This is a genomic window from Aquabacterium sp. (genome assembly GCF_036273115.1).
Lineage (GTDB): Bacteria > Pseudomonadota > Gammaproteobacteria > Burkholderiales > Burkholderiaceae_C > Aquabacterium.
Window position 1 is genome coordinate 44118 of the sequence record NZ_DASUIN010000010.1, and the last position, 17809, is coordinate 61926.

Consider the following 17809-nt stretch of genomic DNA (forward strand, 5'->3'; position numbering starts at 1 on the left):
TCACTCACTCGATCACCTTGGGCACCAGGAACAGACCTTCGTCTTGTGCCGGGGCGTTGCGCATATTGGCTTCGCGGTGGTTGGTCTCGGTCACGGCGTCTTCGCGCAGGCGCAGGGTGACGTCTTCAATGGCCGACAGCGGGGTGTAAAGGGGCTCGACACCCGAGGTGTCAACGGCGCGCATCTTCTCGACGATGGCGAAAAATTCGTTCAGTTGCGTCAGCATGTCGCCTTGCTCGGCATCGCTCAATTCGAGGCGAGCCAGTTGCGCAATGCGGCTGACGTCTTGAGAGGTCAGAGCCATGAGGTTCTTCCAAGGTTGAAAACGGGGCGCGACAGGGGCGACTTGCTGGCCAGTTTGCCTGTGTCACCCTCTGAAAAGGCGGGTCCTTGGGGTATTATCCTAGGTTATCCACAAGCCGGAAGCGTCCCACGAAGACGGGGCTTGTGATGATCACCCATTTCACCGCGCAGAGGGGGGCTTTGAGCCCGGCTCTGCGTGTCCAAATCACAGAGGCTGGAACTGTTCGATGCCTGGGGCATCGAAGACATGACGGTGTGGCGCGTGAGCTCGGCTCCGCGTGTGCCGACAGCAGGTTCGGGCCTCTCTGGAGCAGCTGCGCATGTACTCTATGTTTCGCAAATATTTTTCGACCGATCTGGCCATCGACCTGGGTACCGCCAACACCCTGATCTACGTGCGCGACAAGGGCATCGTCCTTGACGAGCCCTCGGTGGTGTCGATTCGCCATGAAGGCGGCCCCAACGGCAAGAAGACCATCCAGGCCGTCGGTGCCGAGGCCAAGGCCATGCTGGGCAAGGTGCCGGGCAACATCGAGGCCATTCGCCCCATGAAAGACGGCGTGATCGCCGACTTCACGGTCACTGAGCAGATGCTCAAGCAGTTCATCAAGATGGTGCATCCCCGCTCGGTTCTGAAGCCCAGCCCCCGCATCATCATTTGCGTGCCTTGCGGCTCTACCCAGGTCGAGCGTCGCGCCATTCGCGAATCGGCTCTGGGTGCCGGCGCCTCCGAGGTCTACCTGATCGAAGAGCCCATGGCCGCCGCGATTGGCGCCGGTCTGCCCGTGTCCGAGGCATCGGGCTCGATGGTGGTGGACATTGGGGGTGGCACCACCGAAGTGGGCGTGATTTCGCTGGGCGGCATGGTCTACAAGGGCTCGGTCCGCGTCGGTGGCGACAAGTTCGACGAATCGATCATCAACTACATCCGCCGCAACTACGGCATGCTGATCGGTGAGCCCACCGCCGAAGCCATCAAGAAGGAAATTGGCTCCGCCTTCCCTGGCTCTGAAGTCAAGGAAATGGAAGTCAAGGGGCGCAACCTCTCTGAAGGCGTGCCTCGCAGCTTCACCATCTCCTCCAACGAGATCCTCGAAGCCCTGACCGACCCGCTCAATCAGATCGTCTCGGCCGTGAAGAACGCCCTGGAGCAGACGCCTCCCGAGCTGGGTGCCGACATCGCCGAGCGCGGCATGATGCTGACGGGCGGTGGCGCTTTGCTGCGTGACCTGGATCGCCTGCTGGCCGAAGAAACCGGTTTGCCTGTGCACGTGGCCGAAGACCCGCTGACCTGCGTGGTGCGTGGTTGCGGCATGGCGCTGGAGCGCATGGAGCGCCTGGGCAGCATCTTCACCAACGAGTAAGGCGTCCGCTGAGGGGCTGACTCTCCCATGCCGTTGTCCACCCTCGAGCGCACGCCGCCGCCCTTCTTCAAGCAAGGGCCGTCTGCGTTCACGCGCCTGATGTTCTATTCGGCGCTGGCGGTGGTCCTGATGGTCGCCGATGTACGCTGGAAGGTGACTCAGCCCTTGCGAGCGGTGGTGGCCACGGTGTTTCAACCGCTGCAAGAAGCGGCCTTGACACCTTCGCGTTGGTGGGCGTCCCTCAATCATTACTTTGCCGGCCTGGACGCTGCTCTGGCGGCCGAAACCACCGCGCAGCGCCTGGTTACGGCGCAGGCCGAGCGCATCATGCGCGCCGAACAGCTGGAGCAGGAAAACGCGCGTTTGCGTGGGTTGCTGGACCTGCGTGCTCGCCTGGATACCAAGACCTTGGCGGCGGAAGTGCTTTACGACGCACAAGATCCCTTCACGCGCAAGGTCGTCATTGACCGTGGCAGTTCGCAAGGCGTGGTGCTTGGGTCGCCGGTGCTGGACGATGCGGGCGTGCTGGGCCAGGTGACTCGCGTCTATCCCCTGACCGCAGAGGTCACCCTCGTGACCGACAAGGACGCTGCCGTGCCGGTGCTCAATGCGCGTTCGCAGCAGCGCGGGGTGGCCTACGGCGCGCCGCAGAGTCATGCCATGGAGTTGCGCTTCATGGCCAGCAACTCCGATGTGCAGGTAGGTGACCTGCTCCAGACCTCGGGTCTGGATGGCGTCTATCCCGCCGGCATGCCGGTGGCCAAGATTGTGGCGGTGGATCGTCGCGCCGATTCGGCTTTTGCTCGCATCACCCTCAAGCCCCTGGCACGTCCGGATCAGCCGCATCACGTGCTGTTGTTGCAGCCCGTGTCGGTCGACTTGCCAGAGCGTGCCGAGGCTGCCAGCGTGGCGGCGGCCTCGGCCGCTTCCGCAGCATCTGCGGCATCCTCGCCGCGCAAAGGAGCCCACCGATGATGCCGCGTGGCAATGAGCTGTTGATGCCCGCCAACCCGGTATTCATCTGGTTGTCGCTGCTGCTCGCGTTCGGTCTCAATCTCTTGCCCTGGGGGCGGTGGCCTGGGGTCCCCGATGTGCTGGCTGTGGCCGTGGTGTTCTGGAACGTGCATCAGCCGCGCCGAGTCGGCATTGGTGGCGCATTCCTGTTTGGCGTCATCATGGATGTGCATCAGGGGGCGCTGTTGGGTCAGCATGCCTTGGCCTACACACTGCTGAGTTTCTTTGCCATCACCATTCACCGGCGCTTGCTGTGGTTCACGACCACGTCTCAAGCCTTGCAGGTCATGCCCCTGTTCGTGGCCGGGCATGCCGTGTCGATCCTGGTGCGCATGCTGTCGGGCGCCAGTTTCCCCGGTTGGTCCATCGTGCTGGCGCCGATGATCGAATCCGCCATGTGGCCCCTGGCCACCTTTGTGTTGTTGGCCCCTCAGCGTCGTCCGCCTGACCGGGACAAGAACCGTCCGCTTTGAGTCGGGCGGCAGGTGGCGCATGACTGAGCTCAAGAACCTCGAACGCGAACTCGGGCTGTTTCGCGCCCGGTTGTGGGCTGCCGCCGGCTTCGTGTTGTTCTGCTTTGGGCTGCTGGTGTTCCGGTTGGTCGTGCTGCAAGTGGTGCGCCACGACGAATTGGCCACGCAAGCCGAAAACAACCGGATCTCGGTGGTGCCGATCGTGCCCAACCGAGGTCTCATCGTTGACCGCAATGGTGTGGTGCTGGCCAACAACTATTCGGCCTACACGCTCGAGATCACCCCCTCCAAGGTCGACGATGTCGAAGCCACGATCGAAGCTTTGTCGCACATCGTTGACATCCAGCCCCGCGACCGTCGCCGCTTCAAGCGCTTGCGCGAAGAATCCAAGAGCTTCGAGTCCGTGCCCATTCGCACGCGCCTGAGCGACGAAGAGGTGGCGCGTTTCATCGCCCAGCGCTTCCGTTTTCCAGGGGTGGATGTGCAGGCGCGCTTGTTCCGCCACTATCCCTATGGGGATCTGGCCAGCCATGTGCTGGGCTACATCGGACGGATCAACCAGAAAGAAGCCGAGGCCATGGAAGACTGGCCCGACGAGCAATACGCCAACTACCGTGGCACCGAGTACATCGGCAAGCTGGGCATCGAGCAGAGCTATGAGTCGGAGCTGCATGGCATCACCGGCTTTGAAGAAGTGGAAACCAGCGCCGGGGGGCGGGCAGTGCGGCGCTTGCGATCCAACCCTGCCACGCCTGGTAACACGGTGCACCTGTCGATCGACATCAAGCTGCAAGCCTTGGTTGAGCGCCTGTACGGCAACCGGCGCGGCGCCCTGGTGGCCATCGATCCGCGCAATGGCGAGGTGCTGGCCTTTGTCTCCAAGCCGACGTTCGACCCCAACTTGTTTGTCGACGGCATCGACAGCGACAACTGGAAAGAGCTCAATGAGTCGGCTGACAAGCCCCTGTTGAACCGGGCCCTGCGCGGCACCTATCCGCCCGGGTCGACCTACAAGCCGTTCATGGCTCTGGCGGCACTGAACACCGGCAAGCGCCACCCCAGTACCATCATCATGGACAACGGGGTGTTCATGTTTGGCGGACACCGCTTCCGCAGCCCCGAAAACGAGCGCGGTGGGGCCATGGACATGCGTCGCGCCATCGTCGAGTCCAGTAACGTGTACTTCTACTCGCTGGCCAATGAGCTCGGTGTCGACTTGATTCATGATCAGATGGCGCCCTTGGGCTTCGGTCGTCTCACCGGCATCGACCTCAAAGGCGAGGTTGCTGGGATCCTGCCTTCGACCGATTGGAAGCGCAAAGCCTATCGCCGGCCCGAGCAGAAGAGGTGGTTCGCCGGCGAGACCATTTCGTTGGGCATTGGCCAGGGCTACAACAGTTTCACCATGCTGCAGATCGCGACAGCTTTGGGCACGGTGGCGACCAATGGGCAGCGCTTCGAGCCACGACTGGTCAACCACATCGAGAACGTGCTGACGCGCGAGCGTCGCTCTACCGACCGGGTGGCGCTGCCTCCTGTGCCCTACAAGCCTGAACACACGGCCTTCATTCGCGAAGCGATGTACGGCGTGACCCAGCAGGGCACGGGCACTCGTGTCTTCATGGGGGCCGGTTACGCCAGCGGGGGCAAGACAGGGACCGCGCAGGCCGTGGGCTTGCGGCAAAACGAAAAATATGTGGCGTCGCGCATGGACGAGTACCGCCGCGACCACTCACTGTACGAGGCCTTTGCACCGCTCGACGAGCCACGCGTGGCCATGGCCGTGATTGTCGAAAACGCCGGCTTCGGTGCGGCGGCGGCGGCCCCCATTGCGCGTCGTGTGCTGGACTATCTCTTGCTGGGTTTGTACCCCAGCGAGGAAGACATCCTGGCCGTTCAGCAGGGCAAGGCCACCTCGCCGATTGGCACCCCACGGCGAGTGGCTGACGTGCCTTTGCCCAGGGGCATGGATGCTTTCGGCGATGACGTTTCGGGCGTGACCGCCGATGCCGCTTTGGCCAGCCCTCCATCTGTTGCTGCCCCGCGCGCCGCCTCGGCGGCCTCGGTGCCGGTGGTCGCCGCCTCTGCGCCGCTACCCGCGGGCAGTGCGCCGCCTCCCGCTGCGCCCAAGCCCAGCATGCCGGCGGCTCCGGCATCCATTCCTGCTGTGGTCAGACCCGCGGCATCTCGGGAGACCCCATGAAGGTGGCACTCGACAAACCGTCCTGGTTGCAGCGGCTCAAGCCTGTCTTTGAGGGCTTCGATCTGCCCTTGATTCTGATTGTGCTGTGCATGTGTGGGCTGGGTTTGGTCAACATGTACTCGGTGGGGTTCGACCATGGCACGCGGTTTGTGGATCAGACGCGCAACATGCTGCTGGCCGCGGGCCTGCTGTTCCTGGTGGCTCAGGTGCCGCCTCAGCGATTGATTGCCCTGGCAGTTCCCCTGTACACCGTGGGGGTGGTCTTGCTCGTGGCCACAGCCTTGTTTGGCATCACCAAGAAAGGGGCCACGCGTTGGCTCAATGTGGGCGTGGTCATCCAGCCTTCGGAAATCCTCAAGATCGCCACGCCCTTGATGCTGGCGTGGTGGTTCCAGCGACGTGAAGGGCAACTGCGTCCGCTCGACTTTGCGGCGGCGGGCGCCTTGCTGATGATCCCGGCTGCACTCGTGCTCAAGCAGCCCGATCTCGGCACAGCCATGCTCATCCTGTCGTCGGGCTTGTACGTGATCTTCTTCGCCGGGCTCAGCTGGCGCCTGATCCTGCCGGTTCTGATTGCCGGGGCGGTTGGCATCACCCTCATCGTCGTGTACCAGACCGATCTGTGTCAGCCCGATGTGAAATGGATCGGGTTGCACGACTACCAGAAGAACCGCGTCTGCACCTTGCTCAATCCGGCGGCTGACCCGCTGGGCAAAGGCTTTCACATCATCCAGGGCATGATCGCCATTGGCTCGGGCGGCGTGTGGGGCAAGGGCTTCATGCAGGGCACGCAAACCCACCTCGAGTTCATTCCCGAACGCACCACCGACTTTGCCTTCGCGGCTTACTCAGAAGAGCACGGTTTGATCGGCTGTGTGGTGCTGATGGTGGGGTTCCTGGCCTTGATCTATCGGGGGCTGTACATCGCCTCTCAGGCCCCCACGCTGTTTTCGCGCCTGCTGGCCGGCAGCCTCTCGCTGAGTTTCTTCACCTATGCCTTCGTCAACATGGGCATGGTCAGTGGCATGTTGCCTGTGGTGGGGGTGCCTTTGCCTTTCATCAGCTATGGGGGCACGGCCATGGTCACGCTGGGCCTGGCCCTGGGCATCCTCATGTCGATTGCCCGCAGCCGAGGTTTGATGCAGCGCTAGTCGGCATGGAGGTGGCGGCGCTAAGATCGGCTGCCGCTGTCCTGAACGTCATCCGAACAAGAAGGGTTCCGTCATGTCCTCCCACTCGACCATCCCCCGCGGAATTGAACACAGCCCACTCGATCGGCTGTTGATCTCGTTTGATACGGCGGTGCGCACCGTCTGGGCCGAGCATTCGGCGGCGCGCCCATGTCCTCAAGCGAAGGAAGAGGGGGCGGAGCTGACTGACGCCGAGAAGAAGGCGGCTGCCGCGCTGATGCGGGTCAACCACGTGGGCGAGGTGTGTGCGCAGGCCTTGTATGCCTCGCAAGCCTGGGGCACGAAAGACCCTGTGCTGAAAGCCCAGTTTGACGCCGCGGCCCGGGAAGAAACCGATCACCTGGCCTGGACTGAACAGCGCTTGCGCGAACTGGGCGGGCGTACTAGCTTGCTCAACCCCTTGTGGTATGCCGGCGCGTTTGGCATTGGCTTGCTGGCCGCGCGTGCGGGCGACCGCGTCAGCCTGGGCTTCGTGGTGGAAACCGAGCGCCAGGTGGAAGACCACCTCAACAGCCACATGGACCGCCTGCCTGCGGGCGACCAACGCTCGCGCGCCATCGTGGCGCAAATGCGCGACGACGAAATCGAGCACGCCGATGCGGCCCTGAAGGCCGGCGGGGCGCCCCTGCCGGCGCCGGTGCGGGGCTTGATGAAGCTGGCCGCCAAGGTCATGACGACCACGGCGCACTACCTCTGACGTTGGTCGCGGCGATCAGGCAGCGACGATCTCGAAGCTGGTGGTGATCTCGGCCGTCTTGCCGATCATGATCGAAGCCGAACAGTACTTCTCGTGCGACATCTGAATCGCGCGTTGTACGGCGGTTTCGGTCAGGTTCACACCGGTGACCACGAAGTGCATGTTGATCTTGGTGAAGACCTTGGGGTCGGTGTCGGCGCGCTCGGCTGTGAGCTTGACCTGGCAACCGCGCACATCATGGCGTCCGCGCTTGAGGATCAGGACCACGTCGTAGGCCGTGCAGCCGCCGGTGCCTGCCAGCACGGTTTCCATGGGGCGTGGCGCCAGGTTGCGGCCGCCGCCTTCCGGGGCGCCGTCCATGTTGATGATGTGGCCGCTGCCGGTTTCAGCCATGAAGGCCATGCCCGAGGCCGGTTGCCAGTTGATGGTGCATTCCATGCGTGTCTCCAGACAAAGTGTGACAAAGTACCTAGGGTTACCCCTTGATTTTGCTTGTGCGTGGGATTAGAATAAACCCTAATGATGTGAACTTGCTTGAACTCCAGAGCTCATATCGTTGCTTGTTTCGTTTGTCTCCTCCACCCTCCTCCAATGGTGGATTTGAAACCCGAGATTCATCTCTCGGGTTTTTTTTCGTCCTCACTTGAATGAAAGTGTTTACTCACTTTCGGTTCAATGCTCTGGTTTCGCGGCTTGAGCGCGGGCTTTGGCTTGTGCAGCCATCTCTTCTCGCAAGCGCCGCAGCTTTTCCCGCGGGTCTTCCTTGGGGCCGTCGCCTTCACCCAGTTTCATCTCGGTGATGAAGCGGCTCGGGATGGCTTGCACATACTCGCGGCCCTTCTTGCGGCGTTTCAGCACGCTCACGCCCAGCGTCAGGCGGGCGCGGGTGATGCCCACGTACATCAGGCGGCGCTCTTCCTCCACCCGTTCGGCCGTGATTTCACTTTCTTCGTTGTTGAACGGCAGGGAGCCTTCGTTCACGCCAGCCAGCACCACGTGGGGCCATTCAAGACCCTTCGAGGCATGCAAGGTCGACAAGGTCACCACGTTCTGATCGGCATTGCGTTCGGCCAGGCTGGTGATCAGCGAAATGCTCTGGGCCACATCCAGCACGCTTTTCTTTTCGGTTTCCACCGTCATGCCGCCGTCGTTTTCGATCTCGCCACCGCAACGGCGCGCGATCCAGTCGACGAAGTCCAGCACGTTGTTCCAGCGAGCTGCGGCCACCTTCTCGTTGTCTTCGTTGTCGTACAGGTGTTGTTCGTAGCCAATTTCCTTCAGCCAGTCCAGCAAAAGCACTTTCGCGTCCTGCCCGCCTACGGTGTGGCGTGCGCGGTGTTCCAGGTCGTTCACGTAGCGACCGAACTCGTGCAGCGAGCCCAGGGCGCGGGCGCTCAATGCGGCGGCCAGCGAGTCGGCAAACAGGGCCTCGAACATGCTGACCTTCCATTTGCTGGCGAACTCACCCAGCGCCCCCAAAGTCTGGTGGCCAATGCCGCGCTTCGGTGTGGTGGCCGCGCGCAGAAATGCGGGGTCATCGTCGTTGTTGACCAGCAGGCGAAGCCAGCCGCACAGGTCTTTGATTTCAGCCTTGTCGAAAAAGCTTTGCCCGCCCGACACCTTGTAGGGGATGTTGGCACGTCGCAAGGCCTGCTCGAAAGGGCGGGCCTGGTGGTTGGCCCGGTACAGGATGGCGAAATTACTCCAGTCGGTCTTGGCCGGGTCACCCGGGTGCTTTTCCAGCAGGTTCATGCGCAGGGCCATGAACCGGGCCACCGCACGCTCGGCTTCGTGTTCCTCGTTGTCGGCCTCCAGCAGCTTGACGGGTTCGCCTTCCCCCAGGTCTGACCACAGGGTCTTCTGGAACAGCTTGGGGTTGGTCGCGATCACGTTGTTGGCCGCGCGCAAGATCGCGCTGGTGGAGCGGTAGTTCTGCTCCAGCGGAATCACTTTCAGGTGCGGGTAGTCTTGCGGCAGCTTCTTCAGGTTGTCCAGCGTGGCGCCGCGCCAGCCGTAGATCGACTGGTCGTCGTCCCCCACTGCGGTGAACACGCCTTGCAGGCCGACCAGCAGTTTGAGCAACTCGTACTGGGTGGCGTTGGTGTCCTGGTATTCGTCAACCAGCACATGGCGCAGTTGGCGCTGCCACTTCATGCGAACGTGTTCATGCTCGGCCAACAGTTTGAGCGGCAGGCTGATCAGGTCATCAAAGTCCACGGCCTGATACGCGGCCAGTCGCTCTTCGTACAGGCGCATCACACGGGCGGCCACCTGTTCGTCGTCACTTTGGGCTTGGGACAAGGCTTGCGCACTGTTGAGGCCCTGGTTCTTCCACAAGCTGATGGTCCATTGCCAATGCCGCGCCTGTTTGGCATCGGTGGTGCCGCCGGCGTCGCGCAAGATGCTGGTCACATCGTCGGCATCCAGAATCGAAAACTGGGGCTTCAGGCCCAAGGCTTCGCCATCTTCGCGCAACAGCTTCACGCCCAATGAGTGAAAGGTGCAGATCAGCAGCTTGCCTGCAGCCCGGGCGCCAATCAGCGCCTTGGCCCGCTCGCGCATTTCAGCTGCGGCCTTGTTGGTGAAGGTGATGGCCGCGATCTGATTCGGCGCCAGGTCGCCACCTGGGCCGGGGGCCAGCAAGCGCGCGATCTTGTGTGTGATGACCCGGGTTTTGCCCGATCCCGCCCCCGCCAGCACCAGGCACGGTCCTTCCACGTACTGAACAGCCGTCATCTGAGCGGGGTTCATGGTGGCGGGGCCGTTGGCTTGGTGAGACGACATGGGACAAGCGAGGTCAGAAAAAGGCAAGGGCGCCCAGCATAGTGCAAGGCGCCCCGGTTTCAACTTGGGCGAGCGGTCGGCGGATCAGATGCCTGCGACAAATTCCCCCACCACGGCGGCAAAGGCCTGGGGTTGCTCCACGGCGCTGAGATGTGCGCAGCCCTGCAGTGTCACCATCTGGGCACCCGCAATCCCTTTGGCCAGAGCAAAGGCGGTTTCCACAGGGGTGCTCTGGTCATGGCTGGAAGCCACCACCAGCGTGGGCACGCGAATCTGGCCCAGGCGGGCCGTGGTGTTGGCGTCGCACAGTGCTGCCGCGCAGGCGGTGTAGCCCTCGGGGTCGGTCGACTCCAGCAGGCGCTGGTGGCGCGACACGGTGGCAGCCTGATTGGCGCGGAATTCATCGCTGAAAAAGCGAGTCATGGTGCTGGTGCTGATGGCACCCAGGCCATGGGCTTCGACCGTGGCAATGCGCTGGCCAATGGCTTCACGACCCATGCCGGAATAGCTGCTGGTGGTATTGGCCAGCACCAGCGCTTTCACCTTGTCGGGGTGGCGAATGGCCAACTCCTGGCCGATCAGCCCGCCCATCGACAAGCCCACCCAGATCACCGGGCCCCCATTGGCGACTTCATCGATCAGGCGAGCCGCATCGGCGGCCAGTTCGGTCATGGTCAGCGGTTCGGCAGGCGTTTGCGAGCGGCCGTGGCCACGTGTGTCGGGGCAGATCACGTTGCAAGTGGTGGCCAGTTCATTGGCAACCAAATCCCACATCGAGCTGTCCTGGCCCAGGGCGTGGCTCAGCACGATCGTGTGCTCGGCCTTGCCGTTGCGGGCTTCGCGTACGGTGCAGTGCAGCTTGGGGCGGGTGGTGGTGAAGACCGAACGGCCCACCCCCGGGTGCCAGGCCACATCAGCCGAATGGGCTGGGGGCTCCATGCCCAATTCACGCATGATGCCCAGCGCCCGTGCGAAACCCGTGTTGGCGGCTGGCACGCCGGCATAGATGGCAATCTGAATCAGCGCTTCGCGTACTTCGTCCACGCTCAAGGTGTGGGCGTTGCCGGGGGTCAGGGCACCGCGCAAATGAATTTCAAACTCATCCCAGCGTCCTAGGGCGCTGGTCACTGCCAGCACAATGATGCGGCGGGTTTTCCAGTCCAGACCAGGGCGCCCCCACACGCCATGCCAGGCGTAGTCGGTGATGAAGTGCTGGAATTCGGCATTGAAGGTGTTGGCCTTGGCCACGGATTTGTCCACCCATGCGTCGCCCAGGGCGGCACGGCGGTTGCGCATGCCGCGTTCGAAAGGGTGGTCGAAATCGTGTTCCAGGGATCGGGTCATTTTCTTGTCGCAGACGGTGAAAATTTTTTAACAGGTGACATTGTGCCGTGCAGGCGGATGAATGCATCAGGATCACTCCCGTGCAAAAGCTGTGCCGCGTATCGGTTATGGTGCGCACCATGAATCAGGAACGTCTATTTTCTCAGGCCGCGGAGGGGAGGCTGTGGCGCATGGGGGCATGGGTTGTCGTGGTGCTGGTGGCTGCCTTGGCCGCGGGATGCGCCACGCGCCCGGGAGGCACTCGCCCCGATCGCGATGGCGCGCCAATGAGCCCGCCGGCTGATCTGGCATCGACGCCCGATCCCGAGCCACAAATTGAACCCATTCGTCAGGGCGGGCCTAACAAGCCTTATGTGGTGCTCGGGCAGGCGTATGAGCCGATGGCCTCCGATGTGGTGTGGCGCGAGAAGGGGGTGGCCTCCTGGTACGGCACCAAGTTCCACGGCCGCAAAACAGCCAGCGGCGAACTCTTTAGCATGTATGGCGTCACTGCGGCGCATCGCACTTTGCCCATTCCGAGCTATGCACGTGTTCGCAATGTGGGCAACGGCAAAGAGATCATTGTCCGTGTCAATGACCGCGGGCCCTTCCATTCCTCTCGGGTCATGGACCTCAGCTACGCGGCTGCGGTCAAGCTGGGCATCGCTTCGGCCGGCAGTGCGGTGGTGGAAATCGAGCGCCTGACCTTTGATGACATTCGCTCTGGCAGTTGGCGTAAGCAGCCTGAATTAGGGGCTCCGGCGACCGAAGCTGTTGCTGCGCTGCCTGAGCAGGCTATGCCCGCACCTGAGGCAGTGGCGCCGCGTGCCACGAGTGAAGAGCGGGTGAAGGCCTATACGCCGGCCGCGCAGGGCTACTGGGTGCAGTTGGCGGCCTTGTCGCGACGTGAAGGGGTGGATCGTTTGCAGCAGCGCGTCAACAACGAAGCAGCCTCGTTGGCGCCGATGATGGCGGTCTTCAAGGAGGCTGCGGTGTACAAATTGCAGGTGGGGCCTTACGCTTCGCGCCAAGAGGCGCAAGACGCGGCACGCACCTTGAAAGAGGCCTTGCAGCTGGTGCCGCTGGTCATTGAAAGGCGCTGAGTGAACGGTCTGGCTTCGTTGTCGTTGGTCTTTAATGCCTTGGTCTGGGGCTTGTCGTGGTGGCCATTGCGTCAGTTGCAGTTGGCGGGGCTGCATCCCCTGTGGGCCACCATGTTGTTCTTCGCTGCGGGCGCGGTCCTGCTGGTGCTGTGGCGGCCCTCGGTTGTGGGGCAGGTGCTTCGTCAGCCAGCTCTATTGGCACTGGGCTGTGTTGCTGGGTTGACCAACGCGTCATTCAATTGGGGTGTCTCCATTGGCGATGTCGTGCGCGTGGTCCTGCTGTTTTATCTCATGCCTCTTTGGGCTGCCCTGCTGGCATGGGTGCTCTTGAAGGAAACCTTGACATGGCAGGCAGGCGTGCGCATGGGGATCGCGTTATGCGGCGCCATGCTGGTGCTCAAGCCTGAAGGACAAGGCTGGCCCACGCTGCATTCGGCTGCCGAAGTGCTCGGCTTGCTCGGGGGCTTTGGCTTTGCCTTGACCAATGTGCTGTTGCGTCAGCAAGCCAGCCAGCCGGTGGCCATGCGGGCCTTTGCCATGTTCTCGGGTTGCACCTTGTTGCCGGGGGCCTTGGCGCTGGGCCTGAGTCAGGCGGGCGTGGTGGCTGCCTGGCCCGCATGGTCTTGGTCCTGGGGTGGCCTGGTCCTGGCCATGAGCGGTGTTTTCGTCGTGGCCAACTTGGCGCTGCAATACGGCGCAGGCCATTTGCCGGTTCGCCTCACCTCGGTGTTGATGCTGACCGAGGTGATCTTCGCCTCCGGTTCGTCTGTGCTGTGGGGCGGCGCTGCGCTCACCGGTAATGTGATGGCCGGTGGCGCGTTGATTGTGTTGGCGGCCCTGTTGGCCGCCGTGGGCGAGCGAGACGCCGCCTGATTCGATCAGGCGCGCTGCTTGCGCGAGTGGCTGTGCACCGTCTCGACCAGCGCAGTGACGTGCTCTGGTGGGGTGAACTGCGAAATGCCGTGGCCCAGGTTGAACACATGCCCGGCATACGACCCGTCGGCGTTGCGCGGGGCACCAAAGCTGTCGAGCGTGCGAATGACCTGCTGGGCCACCTGCTCAGGCTGAGCAAACAGCACGTTCGGGTCCAGGTTGCCCTGCAGGGCAACGCGGTCGCCGACCATGGCGCGTGCCTTGCCCAAATTCATGGTCCAGTCCAGGCCCACCACGTCGCAGCCGGTGTCGGCAATCTGGTCCAGCCACAAGCCGCCACCCTTGGTGAACACAATGTGAGGGATGCGATAGCCCTCGTGCTCGCGCTTCAGTTGTGCCAGCACGCGGCGTGTGTAGGCCAGGCTGAATTCCTGGAAGGCGCCATCGGCCAGCACGCCGCCCCATGAGTCGAACACCATCACCGCTTGCGCGCCGGCTTCGATCTGGGTGTTCAGGTACAGCGCCACCGCATCGGCGTTCACCGCCAGAATCTTGTGCATCAGATCCGGGCGTTGATACATCAAGGTCTTGACCAGGCGGTAGTCGTCCGAGCCGCCGCCTTCCACCATGTAGCAAGCCAGCGTCCAGGGGCTGCCGGAGAACCCGATCAGCGGCACCTTGCCTACGCCCTGGTCGTCGGACAGGGCTTGGCGAATGGTTCTGACCGCGTCAAAGACATAACGCAGCTTGTCCATGTCAGGCACAGCCAGCTCGGCTACGGCGGCTTCGTCGCGTACCACCTTGGCAAACTTGGGGCCTTCGCCCGCAGCAAAGCTCAGGCCCAGGCCCATCGCGTCAGGAATGGTCAGGATGTCGGAAAACAGAATGGCCGCGTCAAGGTCATAGCGGCGCAGCGGCTGCAGGGTGACCTCGCATGCCAGCTCTGGGTTGGTGGCCAGCCCCATGAAGCTACCGGCCACATCGCGCGTGGCTCGGTATTCGGGCAAGTAGCGCCCGGCTTGTCGCATCAACCACACGGGGGTGTAGTCGGTGGGCAGGCGCAGACAGGCGCGCAAAAACTGATCGTTGAGCAGTGGAGGCAGTGCCACGGAGGGCGTTTGGGGCTTGGATGCAGTCATCTCCATATTGTAGGCACCCCGTTGAGAGGCGCTTCTGCGGTCGATCAAACGCGTCAGGCGTGACACTTTCCACCTTGGACTGAGGGTGTTTCAAACGAGATGCACAGATAGGGCTTGGCTGAAGTCCGGGTAAGTGCGTATAATCTTTAGGTTTTGCCGACACCAAGGTCGGCGTCTTGTCTTAACAGAGTGTCAATCTGGGGCAGGTCAGTGTGAGATGCATGAGCATCTGACGCCGCCGGTCTCTTGGTTGTGAAGGTCATGCAGCACCCCCCGAGCCAACAGCCCAGCGGGGCGCGCAGCCCGCAACCTTCAGGTTTTGAAGACTCTGATTGGGATCAGGATGCTGAAATCCCCGTCCGGCAGCTGACGCGAGAAGAGGCTCAAGCCTTGCTCGCAAAGCAAACCAGTTTGTCGGTTTGGCAGGTTCTTGCCATCCAGGCAGGTTTTGGGTTGCTGGTCGCGCTGGTGTGGGGGGCTTTGTCTCACCGATCTGCGGCTTTCTGGTCGTCGCTCTATGCGACGGCTGTGGTCGTTGTCCCGGGCCTCTTGATGGCGCGGGGTGTATTTGGTCGAAACGCGGGGCGTGGTGTTGGGGGTCTTCTGGTTTGGGAGATCCTCAAGTTGGGTTTGTCGGGTGCCTTGTTGGCGCTCGCGCCGGTGGTGGTTCGTCCTCTGGATTGGGCTGCCTTGCTGGTGACCTTGGTGTTGTGCTTGAAAGTGATTGGGGTGGTTCTGCTCGTGTGGCAGGGCCGCAAGAAAAATTTTGTTTGACGAGAGTTGCTGATGTCTGCTGACGCTGTCGCCACCACGGCTGAACACGCGGCCCACCACGGGCCAACCGCTCCGGAATACATCGGGCACCACCTGCGCCATCTCCAGAACTTCACGGAGGCGCAAGCCATCGTAGACTGGCGCTACATCAACCTGGACTCCGTGTTCTGGTCGATCACGCTGGGCTTGCTGGGTGTGTTCCTGTTGTGGCGCGCTGCTCGCGCAGCCACCTCTGGCGTTCCAGGTCGCTTCCAGGCTGCTGTTGAAATGCTGGTCGAGTTGGTGGACACCCAGTCCAAGGGCATCATCCCCAACGCGGAATCTCGCAAGGCCGTGGCTCCCGTGGCGCTGACTGTGTTCGTGTGGATTTTCTTCATGAACGCCATGGACTTGCTGCCGGTCGACTTGCTGCCCCGTCTGTGGGAAGAGTATTACAAGGTCGCCGGTCACGATCCTCATCACGCTTTCATGCGCGTGGTCCCGACTGCTGACCTGTCCATCACCCTGGGTATGTCGATTTCCGTGCTGCTGATCTGTCTGTACTACAACATGAAGATCAAAGGCATTGGCGGCTTCATCAAAGAACTGTTCACGGCGCCTTTCCATGCTCACAGCGTGGGTGGCACCATTGCCCTGGCTTTGCCCAACTTCTTCCTGAACCTGGTTGAATTCGGCGCCAAGACCATCTCCCACGGGATGCGGTTGTGGGGCAACATGTACGCTGGCGAATTGGTTTTCATGCTGATCGCCTTGCTGGGTGGCGCCGTTGGCGCGGCCATCACCTTCGGTGGTGCCGGCCTGTGGATCCTGGGTGTGCTGGCCGGTTCGGCTTGGGCCATCTTCCACATTCTGATCATTGCGCTCCAGGCCTTCATCTTCATGATGTTGACCCTGGTGTACATCGGTCAGGCACATCAAGGTCACTGATACCCATCGGTGCCCCTCGATAAAACGTTCTCTCTTTCCTTTTTCTTTCTTTTTTAACCAACCTTTCTTTTAGGAGCAATCATGGAACTGGTGTTGGCAAACGTCGCTCTGGCTTGTGGTCTGATCATCGCTTTGGGCGCTATCGGTGCTTGTATCGGTATCGCTCTGATGGGCGGCAAGTACTTCGAAGCCACCGCTCGTCAGCCTGAACTGATGAACGAACTGCAAACCAAGATGTTCCTGTTGGCTGGTCTGATCGACGCCGCCTTCCTGATCGGTGTTGGTATCGCCATGCTGTTCGCATTCGCCAACCCCTTCATCGCCGCTCTGGCCAAGTAATCGGTCCCTTCTCGACTGAATATTTCAATTAACCGAGAAAGGTCCGAGCCGTGAATCTGAACGCAACGCTGTTCGCGCAGATCGTGGTTTTCGGGATCCTGTGGTGGTTCACGATGAAATTCGTGTGGCCCCCGATCACGAAGGCCCTCGACGAGCGCGCAAGCAAGATCGCTGACGGTTTGGCTGCGGCTGACAAGGCCAAGCTGGAATTGGCGAACGCCAACAAGAGCGTCCAGGATCAGCTCACCAAGTCGCGCGACGAAATCGCTCAACGACTGGCCGACGCCGAAAAGCGCGCCGCTGCCATCGTTGAAGACGCGAAGAAGCGCGCCACTGACGAAGCCAACAAGATCGTCGCCGATGCCAAGGCAGAAGCCGGTCAGTTGGTTGTGCAAGCCCGTGAAGCCCTGCGTGAGCAGGTCGCCGGTCTGGCCGTCAAGGGTGCTGAGCAGATTCTGCGTCGTGAGGTTTCGGCTGTGGTCCATGCTGACCTGCTGAACCGCCTGAAATCGGAGCTGTGATCATGGCCGAGCTTGCCACCATCGCCCGTCCTTACGCCGAAGCCCTGTTCAAGGCTGCGCCTGAGGCAGACATGTCTGCCTGGGTTGAGCAAACGAACGCGCTGGCTCAAGTCGCTAGCGACTCTGAGTTGCGCAACTTTGCTGACAACCCTCGTGTCACCCAAGACCAGGTCTTTGACGTGATCACGAAGGCTGCCAAGGTGGCTCTGGCTCCGGCTGTGGCCAACTTCCTGCGCACCGTTCTGGACAATGGCCGTCTGGCGGCTCTGCCGCTGATGGCCGAACAGTTCCAAACTCTCGTGCACGCCCGCCAGGGTGTGTCTGAAGCGTTGATCGTCAGCGCGTTCCCGATTAATGCCGAACAAGTGGCAGACATCATGGGACCGCTCGAAAAGCGTTTCGGTCGCAAACTGGAAGCCAAAGTTGAGGTCAATTCCGACCTCATCGGTGGTGTGCGTGTGGTGGTCGGCGACGAAGTGCTCGACACTTCTGTCAAGGCCCGCCTGGAACGCATGAAGTCGGCCCTCCTGGCTTAATCCGGAGCTCCGGCCTCTACCAAGAATAGTCGCTCAACCCCGCCGGTGGTATTGCGCCACCGGTTGTTGTCAACGAGGTTTGCCTTCGAGCAGCCCTTGACCAGACTGGGAGCAAAGCAATGCAACTGAATCCCGCAGAAATTTCCGAACTGATCAAGAGCCGCATCGAAGGTCTCGGCGCGGCTGCCGACATTCGCAACCAAGGTACCGTCATCTCCGTGACCGACGGTATCGTCCGCGTGCACG

Annotated in this window: 18 protein-coding genes; 13 read left to right on the forward strand and 5 right to left on the reverse strand. The window is 61.9% G+C overall.

The annotated features are described in order from the left end of the window. Positions 1-4: 4 nt before the first annotated feature. Complete coding sequence (gene gatC / locus VFW72_RS04405; RefSeq protein ID WP_329673059.1) at positions 5-304, reverse strand: Asp-tRNA(Asn)/Glu-tRNA(Gln) amidotransferase subunit GatC; 300 nt, start codon at positions 302-304, stop codon at positions 5-7. Positions 305-623: 319 nt separating this feature from the next. Between gatC and VFW72_RS04410 the strand changes: the two genes are divergently transcribed. The 6 genes from VFW72_RS04410 (at position 624) to coq7 (ending at position 7244) form a co-directional block, all read left to right on the forward strand. Beyond that, on the forward strand, positions 624-1667 hold the full coding sequence (locus VFW72_RS04410) for a rod shape-determining protein (RefSeq protein WP_329673060.1): 1044 nt from the start codon (positions 624-626) through the stop codon (positions 1665-1667). A gap of 27 nt (positions 1668-1694) precedes the next feature. Continuing rightward, positions 1695-2642: a rod shape-determining protein MreC gene (gene mreC, locus VFW72_RS04415; protein ID WP_329673061.1), complete on the forward strand. Its 948-nt coding sequence runs from the start codon at positions 1695-1697 to the stop codon at positions 2640-2642. Further along, the gene (gene mreD, locus VFW72_RS04420; RefSeq protein ID WP_329673062.1) at positions 2639-3154 is read left to right on the forward strand and encodes a rod shape-determining protein MreD; all 516 of its coding nucleotides are present in this window, start codon (positions 2639-2641) and stop codon (positions 3152-3154) included. The genes mreC and mreD overlap by 4 nt, the downstream gene beginning before the upstream one ends. Before the next feature lie 19 nt (positions 3155-3173). Further along, entirely contained in the window at positions 3174-5357 is a 2184-nt protein-coding gene (mrdA, locus tag VFW72_RS04425) for a penicillin-binding protein 2 (RefSeq protein WP_329673063.1), read from the forward strand. Next, a complete protein-coding gene (rodA, locus tag VFW72_RS04430; protein WP_329673064.1) occupies positions 5354-6508 on the forward strand; it encodes a rod shape-determining protein RodA in 1155 nt (384 codons plus the stop codon). Before mrdA ends, rodA begins: the two co-directional genes overlap by 4 nt. Positions 6509-6581: 73 nt before the next feature. Further along, positions 6582-7244, forward strand: a complete 663-nt coding sequence (gene coq7 / locus VFW72_RS04435; protein WP_329673065.1) for a 2-polyprenyl-3-methyl-6-methoxy-1,4-benzoquinone monooxygenase — start codon at positions 6582-6584, stop codon at positions 7242-7244. A 15-nt stretch (positions 7245-7259) separates the two neighbouring features. Here coq7 and VFW72_RS04440 read toward each other — a convergent pair whose 3' ends face one another. From VFW72_RS04440 to VFW72_RS04450, 3 genes are all read right to left on the reverse strand, one after another. Further along, entirely contained in the window at positions 7260-7682 is a 423-nt protein-coding gene (locus VFW72_RS04440; protein WP_329673066.1) for an OsmC family protein, read from the reverse strand. Between the two features lie 234 nt (positions 7683-7916). Then, a complete protein-coding gene (locus tag VFW72_RS04445; protein ID WP_329673067.1) occupies positions 7917-10028 on the reverse strand; it encodes an ATP-dependent helicase in 2112 nt (703 codons plus the stop codon). Positions 10029-10112: 84 nt separating this feature from the next. Next, positions 10113-11372 carry an alpha/beta fold hydrolase gene (locus tag VFW72_RS04450; protein ID WP_329673068.1) on the reverse strand — a complete coding sequence of 420 codons (1260 nt, stop codon included), beginning with the start codon at positions 11370-11372 and terminating at the stop codon, positions 10113-10115. Positions 11373-11491: 119 nt separating this feature from the next. Between VFW72_RS04450 and VFW72_RS04455 the strand changes: the two genes are divergently transcribed. Beyond that, the gene (locus tag VFW72_RS04455) at positions 11492-12454 is read left to right on the forward strand and encodes a septal ring lytic transglycosylase RlpA family protein (RefSeq protein WP_329673069.1); all 963 of its coding nucleotides are present in this window, start codon (positions 11492-11494) and stop codon (positions 12452-12454) included. 18 nt (positions 12455-12472) lie between these two features. Continuing rightward, positions 12473-13327 (forward strand): DMT family transporter, encoded by an 855-nt coding sequence (locus tag VFW72_RS04460; protein WP_329673070.1) that lies wholly within the window; start codon positions 12473-12475, stop codon positions 13325-13327. A 5-nt stretch (positions 13328-13332) separates the two neighbouring features. Here the strand turns inward: VFW72_RS04460 and hemE are convergent, their stop codons facing one another. Beyond that, positions 13333-14466 carry a uroporphyrinogen decarboxylase gene (hemE, locus tag VFW72_RS04465; protein ID WP_329673071.1) on the reverse strand — a complete coding sequence of 378 codons (1134 nt, stop codon included), beginning with the start codon at positions 14464-14466 and terminating at the stop codon, positions 13333-13335. Positions 14467-14727: 261 nt separating this feature from the next. On the opposite strand from hemE, the gene VFW72_RS04470 reads away from it, so the two are divergent. From VFW72_RS04470 to VFW72_RS04490, 5 genes are all read left to right on the forward strand, one after another. Further along, positions 14728-15240 carry an ATP synthase subunit I gene (locus VFW72_RS04470; protein ID WP_329673072.1) on the forward strand — a complete coding sequence of 171 codons (513 nt, stop codon included), beginning with the start codon at positions 14728-14730 and terminating at the stop codon, positions 15238-15240. Positions 15241-15252: 12 nt separating this feature from the next. Further along, entirely contained in the window at positions 15253-16167 is a 915-nt protein-coding gene (gene atpB, locus VFW72_RS04475) for a F0F1 ATP synthase subunit A (protein WP_329673073.1), read from the forward strand. An 81-nt stretch (positions 16168-16248) separates the two neighbouring features. Next, entirely contained in the window at positions 16249-16506 is a 258-nt protein-coding gene (gene atpE / locus VFW72_RS04480; RefSeq protein ID WP_058088930.1) for a F0F1 ATP synthase subunit C, read from the forward strand. A 50-nt stretch (positions 16507-16556) separates the two neighbouring features. Beyond that, complete coding sequence (locus VFW72_RS04485; RefSeq protein WP_329673074.1) at positions 16557-17027, forward strand: F0F1 ATP synthase subunit B; 471 nt, start codon at positions 16557-16559, stop codon at positions 17025-17027. A gap of 2 nt (positions 17028-17029) precedes the next feature. Beyond that, the gene (locus VFW72_RS04490) at positions 17030-17563 is read left to right on the forward strand and encodes a F0F1 ATP synthase subunit delta (protein ID WP_329673075.1); all 534 of its coding nucleotides are present in this window, start codon (positions 17030-17032) and stop codon (positions 17561-17563) included. Positions 17564-17809 lie beyond the last annotated feature (246 nt).

What these genes read in the sequence shown, in the direction of transcription:
- gatC (WP_329673059.1), bottom strand. Translation starts at nt 304, where the DNA reads ATGGCTCTGACCTCTCAAGACGTCAGCCGCATTGCGCAACTGGCTCGC.
- VFW72_RS04410 (WP_329673060.1), top strand. Translation starts at nt 624, where the DNA reads ATGTACTCTATGTTTCGCAAATATTTTTCGACCGATCTGGCCATCGAC.
- mreC (WP_329673061.1), top strand. Translation starts at nt 1,695, where the DNA reads ATGCCGTTGTCCACCCTCGAGCGCACGCCGCCGCCCTTCTTCAAGCAA.
- mreD (WP_329673062.1), top strand. Translation starts at nt 2,639, where the DNA reads ATGATGCCGCGTGGCAATGAGCTGTTGATGCCCGCCAACCCGGTATTC.
- mrdA (WP_329673063.1), top strand. Translation starts at nt 3,174, where the DNA reads ATGACTGAGCTCAAGAACCTCGAACGCGAACTCGGGCTGTTTCGCGCC.
- rodA (WP_329673064.1), top strand. Translation starts at nt 5,354, where the DNA reads ATGAAGGTGGCACTCGACAAACCGTCCTGGTTGCAGCGGCTCAAGCCT.
- coq7 (WP_329673065.1), top strand. Translation starts at nt 6,582, where the DNA reads ATGTCCTCCCACTCGACCATCCCCCGCGGAATTGAACACAGCCCACTC.
- VFW72_RS04440 (WP_329673066.1), bottom strand. Translation starts at nt 7,682, where the DNA reads ATGGAATGCACCATCAACTGGCAACCGGCCTCGGGCATGGCCTTCATG.
- VFW72_RS04445 (WP_329673067.1), bottom strand. Translation starts at nt 10,028, where the DNA reads ATGTCGTCTCACCAAGCCAACGGCCCCGCCACCATGAACCCCGCTCAG.
- VFW72_RS04450 (WP_329673068.1), bottom strand. Translation starts at nt 11,372, where the DNA reads ATGACCCGATCCCTGGAACACGATTTCGACCACCCTTTCGAACGCGGC.
- VFW72_RS04455 (WP_329673069.1), top strand. Translation starts at nt 11,492, where the DNA reads ATGAATCAGGAACGTCTATTTTCTCAGGCCGCGGAGGGGAGGCTGTGG.
- hemE (WP_329673071.1), bottom strand. Translation starts at nt 14,466, where the DNA reads ATGACTGCATCCAAGCCCCAAACGCCCTCCGTGGCACTGCCTCCACTG.
- VFW72_RS04470 (WP_329673072.1), top strand. Translation starts at nt 14,728, where the DNA reads ATGCAGCACCCCCCGAGCCAACAGCCCAGCGGGGCGCGCAGCCCGCAA.
- atpB (WP_329673073.1), top strand. Translation starts at nt 15,253, where the DNA reads ATGTCTGCTGACGCTGTCGCCACCACGGCTGAACACGCGGCCCACCAC.
- atpE (WP_058088930.1), top strand. Translation starts at nt 16,249, where the DNA reads ATGGAACTGGTGTTGGCAAACGTCGCTCTGGCTTGTGGTCTGATCATC.
- VFW72_RS04490 (WP_329673075.1), top strand. Translation starts at nt 17,030, where the DNA reads ATGGCCGAGCTTGCCACCATCGCCCGTCCTTACGCCGAAGCCCTGTTC.